Source organism: Leptospira yanagawae serovar Saopaulo str. Sao Paulo = ATCC 700523 (genome assembly GCF_000332475.2).
Classification (GTDB): Bacteria; Spirochaetota; Leptospiria; order Leptospirales; family Leptospiraceae; genus Leptospira_A; species Leptospira_A yanagawae.
In genome coordinates this window covers 56,892-72,441 of the sequence record NZ_AOGX02000029.1, presented here as the reverse complement: position 1 = coordinate 72,441, position 15,550 = coordinate 56,892, and the positions used below count along the sequence as shown (strand labels likewise).

The window sequence follows — 15,550 nt, the reverse complement described above, 5'->3', positions numbered from 1 at the left end:
CATTATGGCAAGAAAGAAGATAGAAGAAAGCGAGATTTTTCGGATATTAAAGGAAGCAGAAACAGGTATTCCAATCAAGGAACTTTCACGAAAATACGGAATCACTGAACAAACATTTTATCGCTGGCGTAACAAGTATGGAGGAATGGAGCTTAGCGAAATCAAGAAGATGAAGGCACTCGAGCAGGAAAATTCAAATCTCAAAAGATTGGTAGCTGACATGGCTCTCGAAATCCAAGCAATTAAGAATGTTTTGGGAAAAAAGTTTTGAGCAGATCAACGAAGGAGAGAGCAGTTGATCTGCTAGTTGAAGAGGGACTTTCTCTAAACAGAAGCCTAGATGTTGTTCTTCTTCCTAAATCAAGTTATTATTATCAGCCGAAAGCTATTGATGAAGAGACAATGAACGAAATTCGAAGACTTGCTTTTCGATGGAAACGGGAAGGCTATCGACGAATTTACCGAAGGTTAAGAAGGTCGGGTAGGACAATCAATCATAAGAAAGTATATCGACTATATTGCTTAGAAGGGCTTAAAATAAGGACAAAACCGAAGCGAAAGAAAAGAAATGCATCATCACAGCAACTACCATTGCCTAAGAATTCAAACGAAGTTTGGTCAATGGACTTTGTTTTCGAACGGACGATTGATGGAAGAAAGCAAAGAATTTTAACAGGTATTGATCATTTAACAAGAGAGAATACCATACTTCAGGCAGAGTTTACTTTTTCGTCAGAAAAGTTGATCAGATATTTAAACACCCTCGAAAGACTTCCAAGAGCATTTGTTTTGGATAATGGAACAGAATTTACATCCAAAGACTTCCAGAAATGGGCAGAAGATAAGGGGATAGAAATTCACTTTATTGAAAAAGGAAAACCAACACAAAATGCATTTATAGAAAGTTTCAATGGTAAACTTAGAGATGAGTGTTTGAATCTACACTACTTTAAAAATCAAAGAGAGTTAACCGATGCTTTGCGAATTTTCCAAAAGGAATACAACGACGAGCGTCTTCACTCTTCATTGAATTACTTGACTCCTTCAGAGTTTAAGCGATCTTATGGTTGAAATGTTTAGAGAAAACTAACTTATCCATTGGTACTGAAAATGGGGGCAGGTCAAATTCCCTTTGTCTGTGCGCCGGAAGTAAAATAAACCAAAATGATATAAAGCGATGATAAATACAGAGCCCGCTAAAAACAAAGAAGAAGCAAGATCAGCTTCACTTTCTTTGTACAATTTGTTCCACTCACCCATGTAAGGTGGTTCCCACATTCCCCCTTTCGAATGGTGGAAATTCGAAATTTCAATTAAGAGTTCATTTGTCCCTTCTCTCCAAGGGAGAGGATACAATTGGAAAACATAAGATGGATCGGACTCAGGTCTACTTTTGCCAACAGTTCCCGATGACCCGAGTAATTTCCCGTTCCAAATCACCCGCGAAGCGGTGGCGACATCTAAAATTTTGATTCCAAAGACTTGGTCTTTTTCCACAAAGTTTGGTTTTTGCAAAACAAGGCGGTATGTGCCATACCCTTCCCCTGATCCAAGGACTGAATTCCAAATCCCAGGGACTTTTAGGGTTTGCATTGCACCTGTCCTTTCCTCTGATTCCGACAAAAAGACACGAGGGTAAAACTCCCAATCTCCCTCCAAGTGGATAGGAGTTCCCTTGCTGTTTTCCACCAGCTCACTGAGAGGGGTGGCCCAGACAGGTGACAAGGTAGCGAAAACCTGGCTCAAAAGAAAAAGAAGAAGATGTAAGTATTTATGGGACAATATTCCAAGAATTACGTATTTTTTTAAAAAGACGAGTAAAAAAGAGTACAAAAATTATTTAGAACCGAAGAAATAGACAGCTGTGAAACGATTTCGGTTTAGTTTGGAAACGGTTTTAAAGCTGCGGAGCCTAAAAGAAGAGGAAGAAATCCGCCGTTTGTCCCTCGTTGTCTCCAAACTCAATACTTTGATTTCCGAAAAAGAAAATAATGAAAGAGAAATCCAATCTTCTTATGAAGCCATTCTTTCTTCTGCCAAAGTGGGAACCAGTTTATCCGATTATCTCTCCATCGAACAATACATCAAAGGTCTCATTCGTCGAAATGAAGAAATAGACCACCGAATTGAGAACCAAACACATGAAGTGAATTTGGTACGGAAAGATGTAATGGTGGCAAGAATGAATAAAAAAGTGATCGAAGTTTTAAAAGACAAACGATTTCTCGAATGGAAGAAAAAAAGAAATCGAATGGAACGAAGGGATGTGGAAGAATTTAATTTCCAATTAAGCAAACAGACATTATTCGATCCATCTGAAAATTTTGGACCAAAGGCTTCTAAAAAAATTCCAAAAACTTTCAAAATTTTAAACAGAGAAGATGGTGGAGACGAACTTGCGTCTGACTTTAAAACTCTCCGCGATTTTTATGAAAAATATTATTTAGGACAAGGCAAATCATAATGGCAAGTGTAACAGACAACACAAGATCCTTCTTTTTGATTGTATTGATTTTTTTCTTGGTAGCAATTGGATTTTTTGTTTTTGATTATTTCCAAGTCATCAATGCCGAAGACTACTTACCATTCTTAAAAAAACAAGCAGGACTCGTAAATCAAGATCTACTTTCTCCAACTGAGTTGGAAAAACTGGAAATGGAAAAAGCAAAAGAACGTCTCATTGCAGACAGAGAAGAATTGGAACAAATGAAACGTGAGTTAGAAGAAAAATCTTCTTCCCTCAATGCAGATAAAGAACGATTGGAAGAACTCAAAGAAGGAATCCAACGAAAAGAAAAGGAAATGGCTGAGAAAGCCAAAAAAGACAATGCACGTGCCGAAAAAGTGAAGGTTCTCGCAAACAAAGTTGCCAATATGCCACCCGAATCCGCGAGGGATATGCTCATCAATTGGCCTGATTATGATATCATTGAAGTCTTTGAACAAATGGATCGTGATGCCGAAGAGGACGGAAGGCAAACGATCACTACCTATTTACTCACTTTATTTCCTGCTGAAAGAAGGTCAGTGATCTCAAACAAGTGGTTGGATGCGGGTGCCAAAAATGTTCCCAACTATGGTAAAAGTATTGATGAGGAAAACGACGAACCATAAAACAACAAATGGGTTTTCCCAGATTGTAAAATCTCTACATCAGTTTCGTGAAATAGAATGAAAGCGTTCCAAAAGGATGTTTGGATTTTATTTGCCACTTAAGATGGCCTTCACTTCTGTGATGGCATCTTCTAATTTATCATTCACAACCACATAATCAAAGCTAGGTGCTTCATCTAATTCTTTGATCCCATTTTCGATTCGTTTTTCAATACTGGTTTGGGAATCTGTACCACGGCGGATCAACCTTTCAATCCAAATCTCACGGCTCGGAGGTTCAATGAAAATGGTCACTGATTCTGGCCTAATTGCTTTTACGGATTTTGCACCTTGGACATCTAAATCAAGAAGTGCGACACGATGTTCCCTGATGGCATCGAGTATGGGAGCCTTGGGTGTTCCGTAATAATTGCCATGCACTTCTGCCCATTCATAAAACTCTCCCATAACGATTTTTTTTTGGAACTCTGGGACAGTTAAAAAATAATACGTTTTTCCTTCTTCATCACCTGGCCTTGGGGCCCTTGTCGTGCAAGAGATGGAAAAATAAAATTCCGGGTTTTCTTTCAGCAGAGCCTGGATGATGGTCGATTTCCCACCTCCCGCCACGGAAGAAATGATGTATAAATTTGGAATTGCTTTCAATCTTCAGACTCCTCTTCCCCTTCTCCAATATGGTTGTCACCTGTCTCCAATCGTTTGGACAAACTTTCTGGGCGGATGGCTGAGAGGAGGATATGGCCGGAATCCAAAACGAGAACAGATCTCGTTTTACGACCACAGGTTGCATCAATGAGACGGTTCTCCGATTTTGCTTCTGTTCGGAGGCGTTTTGCTCCTGCAGAATCGGCTATGAGGATCGATAGGATCTTCGAAACAAAAACAACATTGGAAAATCCTACATTGAGAACCGGAAACGAAGACATGGAAACATATTTTTAGATTCTTCTAGATCGATCAAGTCGAATCGTTTCAATCAAATGAATTTCATGAATTCCAATATTTATCGCTTCTGAAATTTCATCGTGTTTGTATCCTTTTTTGATGAGATGAACCACTTTATCAATCTTTGTGGCTGATGGAGGTAACTCTTCCAATGCAGACTCAATCGAAAATTCTACTTTGTCAAGGTTCATCCTTTGGTAGGAAGCAAAAGCAGGATCATTTGCTTTGGATACTTCATTTAAGAATTCTCTTTTTTTTGTGCCTTCTATGATTTCATTGCGTATGGATTCGGATGGTTTTTCTTCTGTGAAAGGATTTCCACCGACCGTATAATTCATCTTAGGTTGGAATGTTGGAACTTCTAAATTTTCGATGGCCTCTTTGGTAGGAGAATTCATAGCTTCCATTCCAAACATTCCTTTCACAGCTTTTCCTAGTTTCCCGAAGGCTTGGTTCACTGCCCCTTCCGTAGTTTCGGCTTCATCAATTGTGACGGGGATTTGGTTTGCTTGGTAAATTTTACCAATACCTGTTCTTTGTTCTTTGGTATCGAGGATTGGCTCTTCCGTTTCAACAGGAGTTGGAACTAACTCTGATTTCATGGAGAGTCCTTGGTTTTGGTAATGTTTGAATTCTTTTACCAAAGCTTCACCCTTTTCCATCATAGACCTTAGTGCCACCATCTTTGATTCAATGATACTGACAGTGGCATCTAACTCCCGTATGGTTTCCGCCGTAGCCATATCGATGGCTCGGTTTAGTTTTTTATCATAGTATTCGCTGACTGCTTTTTGGACTTTTGCTGAGATGAAAACATACATCATCCCACAGAATAATAAATTGATTAATACGAGAGAAAAAAGCTCCATATGTTTCCCCTAAAGAACATTTCCAACAACATTCCGTAGAAAAAATTTAAGCTTTAGAATCAAAACGAGACCCATGTTCCAAATTGGGACGATTGTAGATAATCCCTTCTTTGGAATAAGCAAATACCGAATTCTCTTTGTCTTGTTTCGGTTTTGCAGCCGAACCTTGGTATCCTGATTTTGTGTCAGGAACCGTTTGGGCTCGGTTTTGTGTTTGGATCACAACCTTTTGCAATTCTACCACCTGGTTTTGGTGGGTGAAGGGATTTTCAGCCTGAGCCCTACGTGCAAAATCGTAGTGGTGGGCGATACTGGCGAAATTTTCGTTGAGTATCATTTGGCAACCTTCCTAGTTCTTAGACTTACCACGCCCTCTCTTTTTTCTCCAGTCATTTTTTGTTTCATCTGGGTCTTCGTACGGCATGCTCCGCACCTGGGACTCTTCTTCGTAAAACGTTTTGGCTTTGGTTTCGTGGCGGAGTTTGAAATCTGCATTTCGGATCCGGATGGTGACCCCTGGGAAAATGGTCTTTTCCACAGAGACACGACCATTCGCGGCTTGTTCGTCCATATATTCGGTAAGGGTTTGGATGTCTTTACTGGCTTCTGCGATCCGTTTCTCGAGTTTTTTTGTCCCTGCTTCTAATTTCTGTAAATGGGCATCTTGTTCAGCTGTAAAACTAGCAGGATCGGCATCCTTACGTGCCTTTAAAGTTCGCATGGTTTTCGTGAGTTGGTCGAGTTTGTCTTGGTTTTCTTTTTTCTTCTCTTCAAACTCACTGATCTGTTTTAAGATCTTGGGATTGTTTCCTACGATGAGATCGGTTTGTGGGTTTGCTTGGGATCCAATGATTTTTGCCGAAATGAGTTGGGCGGCCTGGATGGTTCCCCCCACAATTTGTCCCCGTTTCCCTTTACAGGAAATTTTTCCACCTGCCATTAAATGAGAATGTAAGATCCCTTCTTGGACGATGATGTCTTTTTCTGTGATACAAGTCGCATTTTGGATGAACTTGGCGACAATATTCCCACCTGTGGACTCCACACGCGCCTCTTCGCGCCCAGTGACCCCTTGGCGGACGATGATGTCGCCGTCTGCTTCCACAATGGCTTTTTGCACGGTTCCATAAATTTCGATATTCCCTGCAGCTTTCACAGAATAGTTGTCTTCCACATTCCCTGTGATGATGATGGAGCCAAGGAAAGTAACATTTCCTGTTCGAACTCCCACATCCCCATTGATGCGGTATACGGTTTCCACAGAGAGGCGACCTGCAGCGTATAACACCTGTCCGTTGACTTCGGCAGTGAGACGCATTTTGTCTTCGGAAAGAATGGTTCCTTTTCCTTGTTTGAGTTCTGTGTCGAGTCCGTCTTTTGCCGGTAAAACCATTCCAAATAAATTGCGACCGAACTTTCCTTTTTCAGCGGGGATTTTCTCAGCTAACAATTGTCCAACGACAACGTTTTCGATCATATCCAAATCTTTATAGTCCACACGACCTGATTGGTCTTCTTTAAAATTGATTTTCTTTTCGGTGCGGACGTAGTACTTAATCTCTGCATTTTTCCCATTCACAGGGAAATCACCTTCTGCCCCAATGAATGGTTTGTTATGGACTTCTTCATCAAGGGCTTTGCGGATTTCGTCTTCTTTGAGTCCGTGCGCTACACCCATCCCTTTTAAGGCGGCAACGATGTCAGACACTTCTAAATCACGTCCACCTGGCCTTGCAGGGAATACGGTCACAAAGGCACGCATGTTCTCTTGGGCAATCTCCACATTACAACTGGAGTCGTTCCCAGCTTTTGGTTTTTGGTTGGAGATGAGGACGGGTTCCCCTTTTTTCTCTTTTAAGATTTTATTGATTAGGTTTTGGTCAACACCTGCCACACCACGAAACGAAAGTTTTTTGGAAACATCCGCCATCGTCATCTCATGGCCTTCCCCTGAAGGAGGGTAAACGGTTAAAAAAACACCAGTTCTGTAAATTTTGACAACCACTCGGCCGTCTTTGTTTTTTGGTGTGACAAGTTCTTTTAATTCTTTGGAAACTAATTTCCCACTACCACCCGTTAGGTGTTCATCCAATAAACTGAGTTCATCCAGTAACATATCATCAGGGATGACAGAGGCTCGGATATGGTATGGTTCAGAAAAAAATAAGGATTTTTTCCCACGTTTTAAAACGGTATAATCGATTTCATGAACTTTGCGTCCGAGATGACTGGAAGCAATGGCCAGACACTCTTCGATGGTATCAGCAATGACTTCCACTTGTTCTTTTTCCTTACGATCGAACTCTTTTAGTTCCTCTGTAAGAAATTCAGTGAGTGACATTGCCGATTACCTTTTTTGGATCGCTGATTTGACTTTGGAGAGTTTGCTTCGAAGCCTTGCGACAGCTTTCGTATGAAGTTGGGAGATCCTAGATTCCGTAACTTCTAACACTTCCCCAATCTCTTTTAAGGTTAAGTCTTCGTAGTAATATAGAACGATGACTTTTTTTTCTTTTTCAGGGAGGGATTGGATGGCTTCGACAATTACGTTTTTGATTTCTTCTTTTTCGATGATATTGTCTGGGTTCATATTCATCGGAGACTCTAAGGTTTCCATAAAGGAAACTTCATCGTTCTCATCACCGAGAAACCAGATATCATTTAAAGAAACAAGTGAGGTTCCAGAAAGTTTTGCAAGTAAGGAATTGTATTCTTCCATCGAGACGCCAAGTTCTTTGGCGATCTCTTCATCATCCACCTTTTTGCCCTCTTTGTTTTCGAGCATGGCAATGATGTTTTCCAGTTGTTTTGCTTTTTGGCGGATGGACCTAGGGATCCAGTCCACACTTCTAAGTTCATCAAAGATGGACCCACGAATACGAGTCATTGCATAGGTTTTGAACTTAATTTCGCGAGAGGGGTCAAACTTCTCAATGGCATCTAACAGACCGAAGACGCCATAACTGACGAGGTCTTCAAATTCCACATTCTGTGGCATTCCGATCGCAATCCGCCCGGCCACGTGTTTGACGAGAGGTGAATATTTTTCAACAAGATAACTTCGGATTTCCGCGTCCTTTTTGACACGGTATTGTTTCCAAAGATCTGTCTCATCAAACTGATTGTATTTGTCTAGCAATCTTGACATTGGGAACCAGGGTATGGGATCTCTTTACTTTATAAATCGTAAAGAAATGAAAATTACAAGAGGATTTTTTCTTATGTCCTCTAAAAACAGTAATTTTTCAGCCCTCTTGCGGGTCATCCTTTGCCATCATGGTGCGAATTGCTTCCGCCATGAGTTTTGGCTCGTTTTTGATCGCAATTTTATCCACAATGATATGGTCTCCAAACTTTCCTGACTTGGCCATTGCCAGTTTTGCATCCATGGCAGCGTCCCCCATCGGTTGGACACCGTAGTCATCCGACGAGGTTCCCATGGCAGAAGAAGGTTCCATCCCCGCATGGTCATGGTCCATGTCATCCGCATGGCCTTCTCCACCGAAACCACCGATCGAAAAGGTAGATAAAAATTCTAAAAATTCAGGGACTTTCTTTTGTAGGACACTAAAAATGCCAAACCCAAGTCCACCAAAAGCAAATGTTGATATGAGAGAGACAAAAAAGATATAACCGATACGGTTTCCGACTAAAAATCCACAAACGGAACTAATGATGGCTCCGAGGATTGCAAATCCCAGTACAAATCCGACGAGCACTTAGTTGTCTTCCTCCATTCTGGATTCCATTTCCTTTTCTTTGAAGTCCACAAAACTAAAGAACTTCTTAAAAAATCCAGTGAGGCCTTCTTCATCATCATAACCACCTTCTGTCTGTAAGAGGGTGTGAGTGACTCTTGTGAGGCAAGCAGCCGCTTTGGAACGTGGGGCACCAATGATGAATGGTTTTTGTTCTCGGATGGATTTTTCCACTTCTTCATCTTGGAAGATAAACCCTAAGTTTTCCACTTGGACTTCTAAAAATTGACCCGAGATATCAATCACTCGGTCTGCAACTTTTTTCCCTTCGATCGCTGAACGCACCCGGTTGACGATGATTTTGAGGTTTTTGTCTTTGGATTGCGAGACAATGGATTTGATGAGACCATACGAATCGGTAATGGAAGTAGGTTCTGGGGTTGTGACGACCACGACTTCATCCGCTGGCATCACAAGGCCAATCACATTGGCGGAGATCCCAGCACCCGTATCAATGATCATCACATCATAACGATCGAGTTCGGCAAATCCTTTGATGAGGTTGTTTCGTTGTGTTTCGTTAAGGTTGGCAAGTTGGGAGTACCCAGAAGCCCCGGCAATGATGTCCACACCTTCGGGAGTGGAGATTACGATGTCTTTTAAAGACTTATGGCCTTTGACAACGTGGTACAAATTGTATTTCGGAATGATGCCAAGGAGGACATTCACATTGGCAAGACCCAAGTCACCATCAAAGATAAGCACTTTGAGGCCCGTTTTGGCAATGGAGATGGCTAAATTGACAGAGACTGTACTTTTACCCACTCCTCCTTTTCCAGAGGCCACTGCAATGATTTTGGTTTTCTTTGCAGCATCCTGGGGTTGGACGAGTTTCAATCCGGTGCCAGTTTCTGTTAACTTTCTAAGATTTGCTGCTTGGTCCATCGTTACCCCTAGGTATCAGGATAACGATGCGCTTTTACACAGTCTTCTCGAAGACTTCGCCCGCTATCCCTTTCAATTTTTCAGGAAAAATTACACATTCGGCAAGGATTTTTTTCGTGGCATTTAGGATATCAAACGGAACATCCTGCCCTACACTTAAGAATGCGAATTCCCTGTGAATAGTATCGGCTAATTCTACGACAGAACCTAAAAATTCTGCTTCATCGAGCTTGGTTAATAAAATTCTTTGATAACCTACCGACTCATACGCGTTTGTCACCGCGAGTGCATTGTCTTTGGAAACAGTGGAGGAAAGCACTAAGATGGTTTCAATATGATCCTTTTCCCCAAATACTTCGTAAAATTCCTGCAGTTTTTCGAGGTTCTCTGACTTACGGTGCGAGTACCCGGCAGTGTCAACAAGGATGAGTTCGGATCCATCGCGTAGGATGGCTTCTTTCCATTTGCGTAAGTCTTTGGCTGCATAAAACGGAAGGCCCATTGCATCTGCATAAAACTTCAATTGGTCGATAGCCGCGATACGATAATTGTCAGTTGTATAAAGGGAAACTTTTTTCCCCATATGCAAACTGTACTTAGCAGCCAACTTTGCGATCGATGTTGTTTTCCCAGATCCAGTGGGTCCGACAAAAAATACAACCTTTCGTTTTCCCCGAGGGGTTCCACTAAAAAGGTCTGAATCCACTTGGATTCGTTCCTCTAAATACGTCACAGCTTTGTCTGTCACATTGGCGTAACGAGTTAAGTCCACTGCAGACAACCTTTGTTCCAGTGTGACTGCCATTTCTTCTAAATAGGATTCAGAGAAACCTTCACGTAACAGCCGATCGATGAGTTTCTGGATATGAGGGTGTTTTTCTTTTTGTTTGGAAGGTGATTCAATTTTAGGTTCTAAAAACGATTCTTTTGCTTCCGCAAGGGACAAACCCACTGGTCTTTCTTCAAACGACTCGATTTCATAAACCGATTGGCCTTGTCTTCGTTTTCGTTCTGAAAATGGACGAACGGATTCAATATTTTTTTTACGTGCCGTATAAGAACTGTGAGTTGGACTTCCTGCCAGTGAAAGACTTTGGTTGGATCCGATCCCTACAAGGCCTGATTCGGGGAGGGATTCAGTCCTTTGTTTTTGTTTGATGAGTTCTTTGAGGTCTTTGAGTTTTCTTTCAATCCTTTCTTTGGAATTTTGTTTTTCAGGCACACCCACATCGATTTCATACATACGTTGTGCCATAAGGCCGGTTCCAAAAAGTCCACCTTCTGTGATCACACGTTGGTCATACAAATGAGCCTCAGGACCATACTTCATTTTCATCTGCATGATGCAGTCTTGTAAGTCTTTGCCCCGGATTTTTACAAAATCCATAGAATCTCCCCCAAACCTGGGAAAAATATGATTTGTACCCTCTATTTGGAAAGTCTTTTTTATGAGACATAATAAAATTGACCCGTATGGTTGCTTTGGTCATGAGTTCGGAGGGATATGGGAAGGAATGGATGATTGGGCGATTGTTTGGCCGACGGAACGAGAGAATCTGATTTTGCAAACGATCAAATTTCGACTTTGAAATGATTTGCCAAACATTCGAATTGGAAAACGCGGATCTAGATTGCGTTTCCCAATCCTTTGCCTTTTGTACCATTGGTTAAGAGTGCCGATCCCACAAGTTTTATGGAACCAAACAGAAGCCAAGCTGCTATCGAATTGAAAGAGGGGTTCCCATTTCCCTCAGCTTTGGAGATGTGTATTTTTCGAAAGAAGGTGGATGGGAAGAATCAAGGTATGTATTTCTCGAAGGAAACCGCATCCCTGAGTTTCTAAGCTCAGGTTCGAAAAACATATATCAGATTGGGGAACTGGGATTTGGAACTGGTCTCAATTTTTTTGTGACCTTGGCATTTTGGTACAACCTGCCAAACCCTCCCCCAATCCATTTTTATAGTTTAGAAGGGTTCCCACTACCAATCGAAATTTTACAGTCGCTGAATCTTTCCTTTCCTGGTAAGCCATTATGGACTGAAATCTTACTCGGGGACTATGAGAAGGCATTTGAACGTTGGGAAAAAAATCCTATGGATCGGATTTGGAAAACAGAGACCCTCCACCCCCAATCAAAGAACATTTTCACCTTAGAACTGTTATTTGGAGATGTATTGGATTGTTTGGATTATTTTCCATCGGTTGACTTTTGGTACTTGGATGGGTTTTCGCCAAAAAAAAATCCAATGATGTGGTCCGAAGAAACTCTTACCAAAATCAAAACCCATTCCCATGTGGGCACAAGACTAGCCACTTTCACCGCAGCGGGATTCATTCGTCGGAATTTAGAGGGACTTGGGTTTCAGATCCAAAAACAAAAAGGGTTTGGTAAAAAAAGAGAAATGCTTACGGGAGTTTTCCTTTAATTGGAAACGAATACTTACGAAGGAGAATCCGAAGGAAAAACGGCAATTGTTGTCGGTGGTGGGATTGCGGGAGCTAGCGTTTGTTATGCTCTTTCTCAACGAAAAATCAAAACCATTTTATTAGAATCGGAATCTTCACCTGCCAAACACGCAAGTGGTAATCCCATTGGAGTTGTTTACCCTTTTCTTACCAAACACAAAACAACGGAATCGGAATTTTCGTACTTAGCCTACCGATACTTTCTAGAACTTTGGGAATCTTTGGAATTGGGAACCCTTGTCCCGCATAAAGATGGAATTCATTTTCTCCTGGAAACTATTTCAGCTTATGACCGTTATTCGAATGCACTACTTTCACATCAAATTCCAAAAGCTGAGGCATACCTTGAAAAAGAACTCCATTCGAATTTAGATTCTCTTTACTTTCCCAAAGGAAAAGCCCTTTCCCCTGTTGCACTCACTAGGGAGCTCATTCAAATGGCAAAACCGGAAATCAAATGTAACTCACGCCTCATATCTTGGCAACCAAGTAAAGAGGATGGAATGGATGACCATGAGGGAACACTGATTTGCCAAACCGAAACGGGAACACTTTCAGCAAATTATTTATTTTTAACTCAGGGGTTCCAATTTGCAAATGATCCTAATCTCCAATGGATTCCAATGAAACAAGTCAGAGGTCAAATCGTAAAAATTCCTGGCTCTATTTGTAAAAACCAATCTTCCATTTTGTATGGAGACTATATCACATCGGATATTGACGGAGAACGAGTATTAGGTGCAAGTTTTGATGAATTCCATTTAGAAAAAGAACCTCGGATTAAGGAAACCATCATGATGTGGGAAGGATTGCAGAAACATTTAGCTAAGGTGATTAACGAAAACGAGACAGTCGATGTAAAAAACTTTGGAACTCGAGTGAGTTATAGGACTCAGTCCCAAGACCGCCACCCTGTGGTAGGAAAACTTCCAAAAGTCTCTGATTTAGACACAACTGTGAAGTACCAAAACTTGTTCCGCAAAAATGGAAAACCCTTTCAAATCCCCTATTTTGAAACTGTTGGGATTTTGAATGGACTTGGGTCTCGTGGCCTGACCCATGCACTCCTTGCCGGAAAAATTTTAGTGGATCAAATCATCAAAGAAAGAAAGGAAAATTCAAAATTAAAAATGGAAATCCCAGATCGTATCATCCAGTCTTTGAAACCAGACCGTTTTTTACTTCGTATGTGGAAACGAGACCAGCTAACATAGATTCAAATTCTTTACTTTCTGCGATTATCACATCAATAGCAAGAAGATAGAGTTTGATCTTTCGTCTTTCCAGTTCTTTTAAAAATTGAGTTTGTGTTCGTACCTTTACCCAATCCTTTTCCGTTGTTAAAAAAACCATCGCCTCATTGTGATTGGGAATGAGTGAAGACAAAGCTGATTCTGTAAAAGGATAGTGGTCAGGAAAAAATTTGTATTTTATTTCCTGATTTCCTAAAAAATCTTTCGCAGTTTGTAATACTTGTGTCGGATTCCCAACCCCAGTAAAGAGAAAGTAACTTGGATTTGGTGGTGCTTGCTCAATTGAAACATTTTTTACTGAAATCCGAGAATCTGTCCTCGGACCTATTTCACGAAATTTTGCATCTGGTGCTAAATTGATTTCTGAAAAAGCTGTATCTAAAAATGAAGAAAAAATTGGCAGATTGATTCCAGTTTTTGCCAGAACCTTTTTACCTCTTTGGAATTGTGCCTGATTGTGTTCTGTGATCTTTGTAAATACAATTGCACTCGCTCGTCGCAAATGAGTGATTGGTTCTCTTAAAAATCCTATTGGTATGGTAAATCCATTTCCAAAGGGAGAATTGGCGTCTAACAGAACTATGTCTAAATCCCGAATTACTTGTTTATGTTGGAATCCATCATCCAAAATGACAATATGTTTTGGAGATTGGATTTGGTTATATGTATGAAAACTCTTCCATCTATTTTTCCCAATGATCACTTGTACATTTGGAAATCGTTCTTTGTGTTGGCTTGGTTCATCACCATAGAGGTCAGGAGATTTTCCATCTGGTAAAATGGCACCTTCCTCTGTTTTTTTTGCCTTATACCCACGTGAGAGAATTGTTATCGCATAGTCTTTGTTATGTTTTTGAAAATAACGAACTAAATATTGAACAAAAGGAGTTTTACCTGTTCCTCCCACAGTAATATTTCCCACGCTGATCACAATCACATGGGGGATTCGAGAAGGTGTGATTTTAGTTTGGTTCAACCAAAACAAAAACCGATAGACCCAAGTGAGTGGGTAAAAAAGTAAGAGGATGACTTTCATTTGTTTCCCAATGGAAACGTTTAGCTATGTCGTTTTTCTAATTCTTTGGCGATGGTGGACAAACTGATTCCTTTTTCGACCATCAACACTTCCAAGTGGAATACCAAATCAGCAATTTCATGGATGAGTTCTTTTTCATTTGGATTTTTTGCAGCGATGATGACTTCCCCTGCTTCTTCTCCAATTTTTTTTAAGATACGATCAACCCCGTCGCGAAACAATTCCGCTGTGTAGGATTTTTCAGGTAATTCTTCTTTCCGTTTGCGGAGCAAATCTTCCAATTTGAGTAAAAATTCCATGTTTTGGCCTTCCCACTACCATGGAAATGGCCTATTCCATTTCGAAAAAGCGAAAATTGGTTGTTTGCCAGAGGAGAAACGCAGTAGAATTGGTGCAGATGAATCGAGTCATTTTATTCGTTTTATTGTTTCTGCAAACATCTACTGTTTCTGCCAATTCCCAATGGGGGAACTCAATCCAAAAGGGATTTGAAACTGCCAAAAAAGAGAAAAAGTTCATCATCGTTGATGTTTTTGCAGATTGGTGCACCTACTGTTTGGTGTTGGAAAAAGAAATTTTCCCTGACCCTGAAGTCAGCCGGATTTTGGACCAGTTCGTACGGGTTCGGTTAGATGGGGAGGAGTTCCCCAATCTACGAAAAAAATACAATATCGAAGGTTATCCCACAATTTTGTTTTTAGATGGAGAAGGTAACTTTGTCACAAAGATCGCAGGCCTTGCCACTAAAGAAGATATCCTTACTGTTTCCAAAAGAATATTACAGGAACCTAATTTAGAATCTTATCTCAAAACAGAACAAAGAAAAGATAACCAAAACCCAAACTATCATTTTCGATTGGGACTATTGTATTTTCAGAATAAAGAATATGACAAAGCTGAAACTCAATTTTTGGAATCGATGCAAAAAGCAAAAGACCAACCTTTGGTTCGTGAAAATTCTCATTTCAATTTAAATTTAGTCAAATCAGTGAATCAATCCAAGGATTCAGCAGTTGTTTCTTGGAAAGAATTCATCAAACTCTATCCAAACTCAAAACGGATCATCACAGCTACCTTGTATTATGGGATTGCCTTAAAGGAAGCTGGGGAAAGGAAACAAGCAAAAGAAATTTTGTCAGATATCAAACCAAAACTTGTGTCTGATGCGGACAAATCGTTATGTGAAGAAGCATTATCTGAAATTGAGAGAGGTTTTTAATCCC

The 15,550-nt window shown here is 40.6% G+C and carries 20 protein-coding genes; 8 read left to right on the top strand and 12 right to left on the bottom strand.

The features are described from left to right. Positions 1-4 precede the first annotated feature (4 nt). Both LEP1GSC202_RS14455 and LEP1GSC202_RS14450 read left to right on the top strand, forming a co-directional pair. Positions 5-271, top strand: coding sequence for a transposase (locus LEP1GSC202_RS14455; RefSeq protein ID WP_015675631.1), 267 nt, complete (start codon positions 5-7; stop codon positions 269-271). Continuing rightward, positions 268-1,071 (top strand): IS3 family transposase, encoded by an 804-nt coding sequence (locus tag LEP1GSC202_RS14450; protein ID WP_015675630.1) that lies wholly within the window; start codon positions 268-270, stop codon positions 1,069-1,071. The genes LEP1GSC202_RS14455 and LEP1GSC202_RS14450 overlap by 4 nt, the downstream gene beginning before the upstream one ends. A 15-nt stretch (positions 1,072-1,086) precedes the next feature. Here the strand turns inward: LEP1GSC202_RS14450 and LEP1GSC202_RS14445 are convergent, their stop codons facing one another. Continuing rightward, positions 1,087-1,725: a hypothetical protein gene (locus tag LEP1GSC202_RS14445; protein ID WP_244147731.1), complete on the bottom strand. Its 639-nt coding sequence runs from the start codon at positions 1,723-1,725 to the stop codon at positions 1,087-1,089. Between the two features lie 139 nt (positions 1,726-1,864). Here LEP1GSC202_RS14445 and LEP1GSC202_RS14440 point away from each other — a divergent pair, with 139 nt between their 5' ends. Together LEP1GSC202_RS14440 and LEP1GSC202_RS14435 are read left to right on the top strand one after the other, a co-directional pair. Next, positions 1,865-2,464, top strand: a complete 600-nt coding sequence (locus LEP1GSC202_RS14440; RefSeq protein WP_015678509.1) for a flagellar export protein FliJ — start codon at positions 1,865-1,867, stop codon at positions 2,462-2,464. Next, entirely contained in the window at positions 2,464-3,114 is a 651-nt protein-coding gene (locus LEP1GSC202_RS14435) for a periplasmic-type flagellar collar protein FlbB (protein WP_015678547.1), read from the top strand. Before LEP1GSC202_RS14440 ends, LEP1GSC202_RS14435 begins: the two co-directional genes overlap by 1 nt. Positions 3,115-3,201: 87 nt before the next feature. Here LEP1GSC202_RS14435 and LEP1GSC202_RS14430 read toward each other — a convergent pair whose 3' ends face one another. The 9 genes from LEP1GSC202_RS14430 to flhF all read right to left on the bottom strand — a co-directional run bounded on the left by LEP1GSC202_RS14430 (position 3,202) and on the right by flhF (position 10,958). Next, entirely contained in the window at positions 3,202-3,759 is a 558-nt protein-coding gene (locus LEP1GSC202_RS14430; protein WP_015678525.1) for a guanylate kinase, read from the bottom strand. Then, complete coding sequence (locus tag LEP1GSC202_RS14425) at positions 3,756-4,040, bottom strand: DUF370 domain-containing protein (RefSeq protein ID WP_015678489.1); 285 nt, start codon at positions 4,038-4,040, stop codon at positions 3,756-3,758. The genes LEP1GSC202_RS14430 and LEP1GSC202_RS14425 overlap by 4 nt, the downstream gene beginning before the upstream one ends. 12 nt (positions 4,041-4,052) lie before the next feature. Next, a complete protein-coding gene (locus LEP1GSC202_RS14420) occupies positions 4,053-4,928 on the bottom strand; it encodes a hypothetical protein (protein ID WP_015678449.1) in 876 nt (291 codons plus the stop codon). Positions 4,929-4,974: 46 nt separating this feature from the next. Then, positions 4,975-5,265: a hypothetical protein gene (locus LEP1GSC202_RS14415; protein ID WP_015678493.1), complete on the bottom strand. Its 291-nt coding sequence runs from the start codon at positions 5,263-5,265 to the stop codon at positions 4,975-4,977. 12 nt (positions 5,266-5,277) lie between these two features. Then, the gene (locus tag LEP1GSC202_RS14410; RefSeq protein WP_015678554.1) at positions 5,278-7,269 is read right to left on the bottom strand and encodes a FapA family protein; all 1,992 of its coding nucleotides are present in this window, start codon (positions 7,267-7,269) and stop codon (positions 5,278-5,280) included. A 6-nt stretch (positions 7,270-7,275) separates the two neighbouring features. After that, a complete protein-coding gene (gene whiG, locus LEP1GSC202_RS14405; protein WP_012387953.1) occupies positions 7,276-8,076 on the bottom strand; it encodes an RNA polymerase sigma factor WhiG in 801 nt (266 codons plus the stop codon). A gap of 97 nt (positions 8,077-8,173) precedes the next feature. Next, positions 8,174-8,647, bottom strand: a complete 474-nt coding sequence (locus LEP1GSC202_RS14400) for a hypothetical protein (RefSeq protein ID WP_015678555.1) — start codon at positions 8,645-8,647, stop codon at positions 8,174-8,176. Further along, complete coding sequence (locus LEP1GSC202_RS14395) at positions 8,648-9,571, bottom strand: MinD/ParA family protein (protein ID WP_015678483.1); 924 nt, start codon at positions 9,569-9,571, stop codon at positions 8,648-8,650. A 34-nt stretch (positions 9,572-9,605) separates the two neighbouring features. Continuing rightward, positions 9,606-10,958 carry a flagellar biosynthesis GTPase FlhF gene (gene flhF / locus LEP1GSC202_RS14390; protein ID WP_015678539.1) on the bottom strand — a complete coding sequence of 451 codons (1,353 nt, stop codon included), beginning with the start codon at positions 10,956-10,958 and terminating at the stop codon, positions 9,606-9,608. Between the two features lie 61 nt (positions 10,959-11,019). On the opposite strand from flhF, the gene LEP1GSC202_RS19920 reads away from it, so the two are divergent. From LEP1GSC202_RS19920 to mnmC1, 3 genes are all read left to right on the top strand, one after another. Further along, positions 11,020-11,160: a hypothetical protein gene (locus tag LEP1GSC202_RS19920; protein WP_015678499.1), complete on the top strand. Its 141-nt coding sequence runs from the start codon at positions 11,020-11,022 to the stop codon at positions 11,158-11,160. 175 nt (positions 11,161-11,335) lie between these two features. After that, positions 11,336-11,998: a tRNA (5-methylaminomethyl-2-thiouridine)(34)-methyltransferase MnmC2 gene (mnmC2, locus tag LEP1GSC202_RS14385; RefSeq protein WP_015678444.1), complete on the top strand. Its 663-nt coding sequence runs from the start codon at positions 11,336-11,338 to the stop codon at positions 11,996-11,998. Further along, positions 11,999-13,252 carry an FAD-dependent 5-carboxymethylaminomethyl-2-thiouridine(34) oxidoreductase MnmC1 gene (gene mnmC1 / locus LEP1GSC202_RS14380; protein WP_015678522.1) on the top strand — a complete coding sequence of 418 codons (1,254 nt, stop codon included), beginning with the start codon at positions 11,999-12,001 and terminating at the stop codon, positions 13,250-13,252. On the opposite strand, the gene lpxK is transcribed toward mnmC1, so the two are convergent. Together lpxK and hisE are read right to left on the bottom strand one after the other, a co-directional pair. Continuing rightward, a complete protein-coding gene (lpxK, locus tag LEP1GSC202_RS14375) occupies positions 13,188-14,327 on the bottom strand; it encodes a tetraacyldisaccharide 4'-kinase (protein WP_039929094.1) in 1,140 nt (379 codons plus the stop codon). The genes mnmC1 and lpxK overlap by 65 nt on opposite strands. 20 nt (positions 14,328-14,347) lie before the next feature. After that, positions 14,348-14,626 (bottom strand): phosphoribosyl-ATP diphosphatase, encoded by a 279-nt coding sequence (gene hisE / locus LEP1GSC202_RS14370; RefSeq protein WP_015678552.1) that lies wholly within the window; start codon positions 14,624-14,626, stop codon positions 14,348-14,350. Positions 14,627-14,724: 98 nt separating this feature from the next. Between hisE and LEP1GSC202_RS14365 the strand changes: the two genes are divergently transcribed. After that, positions 14,725-15,546, top strand: a complete 822-nt coding sequence (locus LEP1GSC202_RS14365; protein ID WP_039929120.1) for a thioredoxin fold domain-containing protein — start codon at positions 14,725-14,727, stop codon at positions 15,544-15,546. Positions 15,547-15,550: the final 4 nt, after the last annotated feature.

Bases quoted from the DNA above. Each gene is read 5' to 3' on its own strand.
- LEP1GSC202_RS14455 (WP_015675631.1), top strand. From the start codon at position 5: ATGGCAAGAAAGAAGATAGAAGAAAGCGAGATTTTTCGGATATTAAAG.
- LEP1GSC202_RS14435 (WP_015678547.1), top strand. From the start codon at position 2,464: ATGGCAAGTGTAACAGACAACACAAGATCCTTCTTTTTGATTGTATTG.
- LEP1GSC202_RS14425 (WP_015678489.1), bottom strand. From the start codon at position 4,040: ATGTCTTCGTTTCCGGTTCTCAATGTAGGATTTTCCAATGTTGTTTTT.
- LEP1GSC202_RS14420 (WP_015678449.1), bottom strand. From the start codon at position 4,928: ATGGAGCTTTTTTCTCTCGTATTAATCAATTTATTATTCTGTGGGATG.
- LEP1GSC202_RS14415 (WP_015678493.1), bottom strand. From the start codon at position 5,265: ATGATACTCAACGAAAATTTCGCCAGTATCGCCCACCACTACGATTTT.
- LEP1GSC202_RS14410 (WP_015678554.1), bottom strand. From the start codon at position 7,269: ATGTCACTCACTGAATTTCTTACAGAGGAACTAAAAGAGTTCGATCGT.
- whiG (WP_012387953.1), bottom strand. From the start codon at position 8,076: ATGTCAAGATTGCTAGACAAATACAATCAGTTTGATGAGACAGATCTT.
- LEP1GSC202_RS14395 (WP_015678483.1), bottom strand. From the start codon at position 9,571: ATGGACCAAGCAGCAAATCTTAGAAAGTTAACAGAAACTGGCACCGGA.
- flhF (WP_015678539.1), bottom strand. From the start codon at position 10,958: ATGGATTTTGTAAAAATCCGGGGCAAAGACTTACAAGACTGCATCATG.
- LEP1GSC202_RS19920 (WP_015678499.1), top strand. From the start codon at position 11,020: ATGAGACATAATAAAATTGACCCGTATGGTTGCTTTGGTCATGAGTTC.
- lpxK (WP_039929094.1), bottom strand. From the start codon at position 14,327: ATGAAAGTCATCCTCTTACTTTTTTACCCACTCACTTGGGTCTATCGG.
- hisE (WP_015678552.1), bottom strand. From the start codon at position 14,626: ATGGAATTTTTACTCAAATTGGAAGATTTGCTCCGCAAACGGAAAGAA.
- LEP1GSC202_RS14365 (WP_039929120.1), top strand. From the start codon at position 14,725: ATGAATCGAGTCATTTTATTCGTTTTATTGTTTCTGCAAACATCTACT.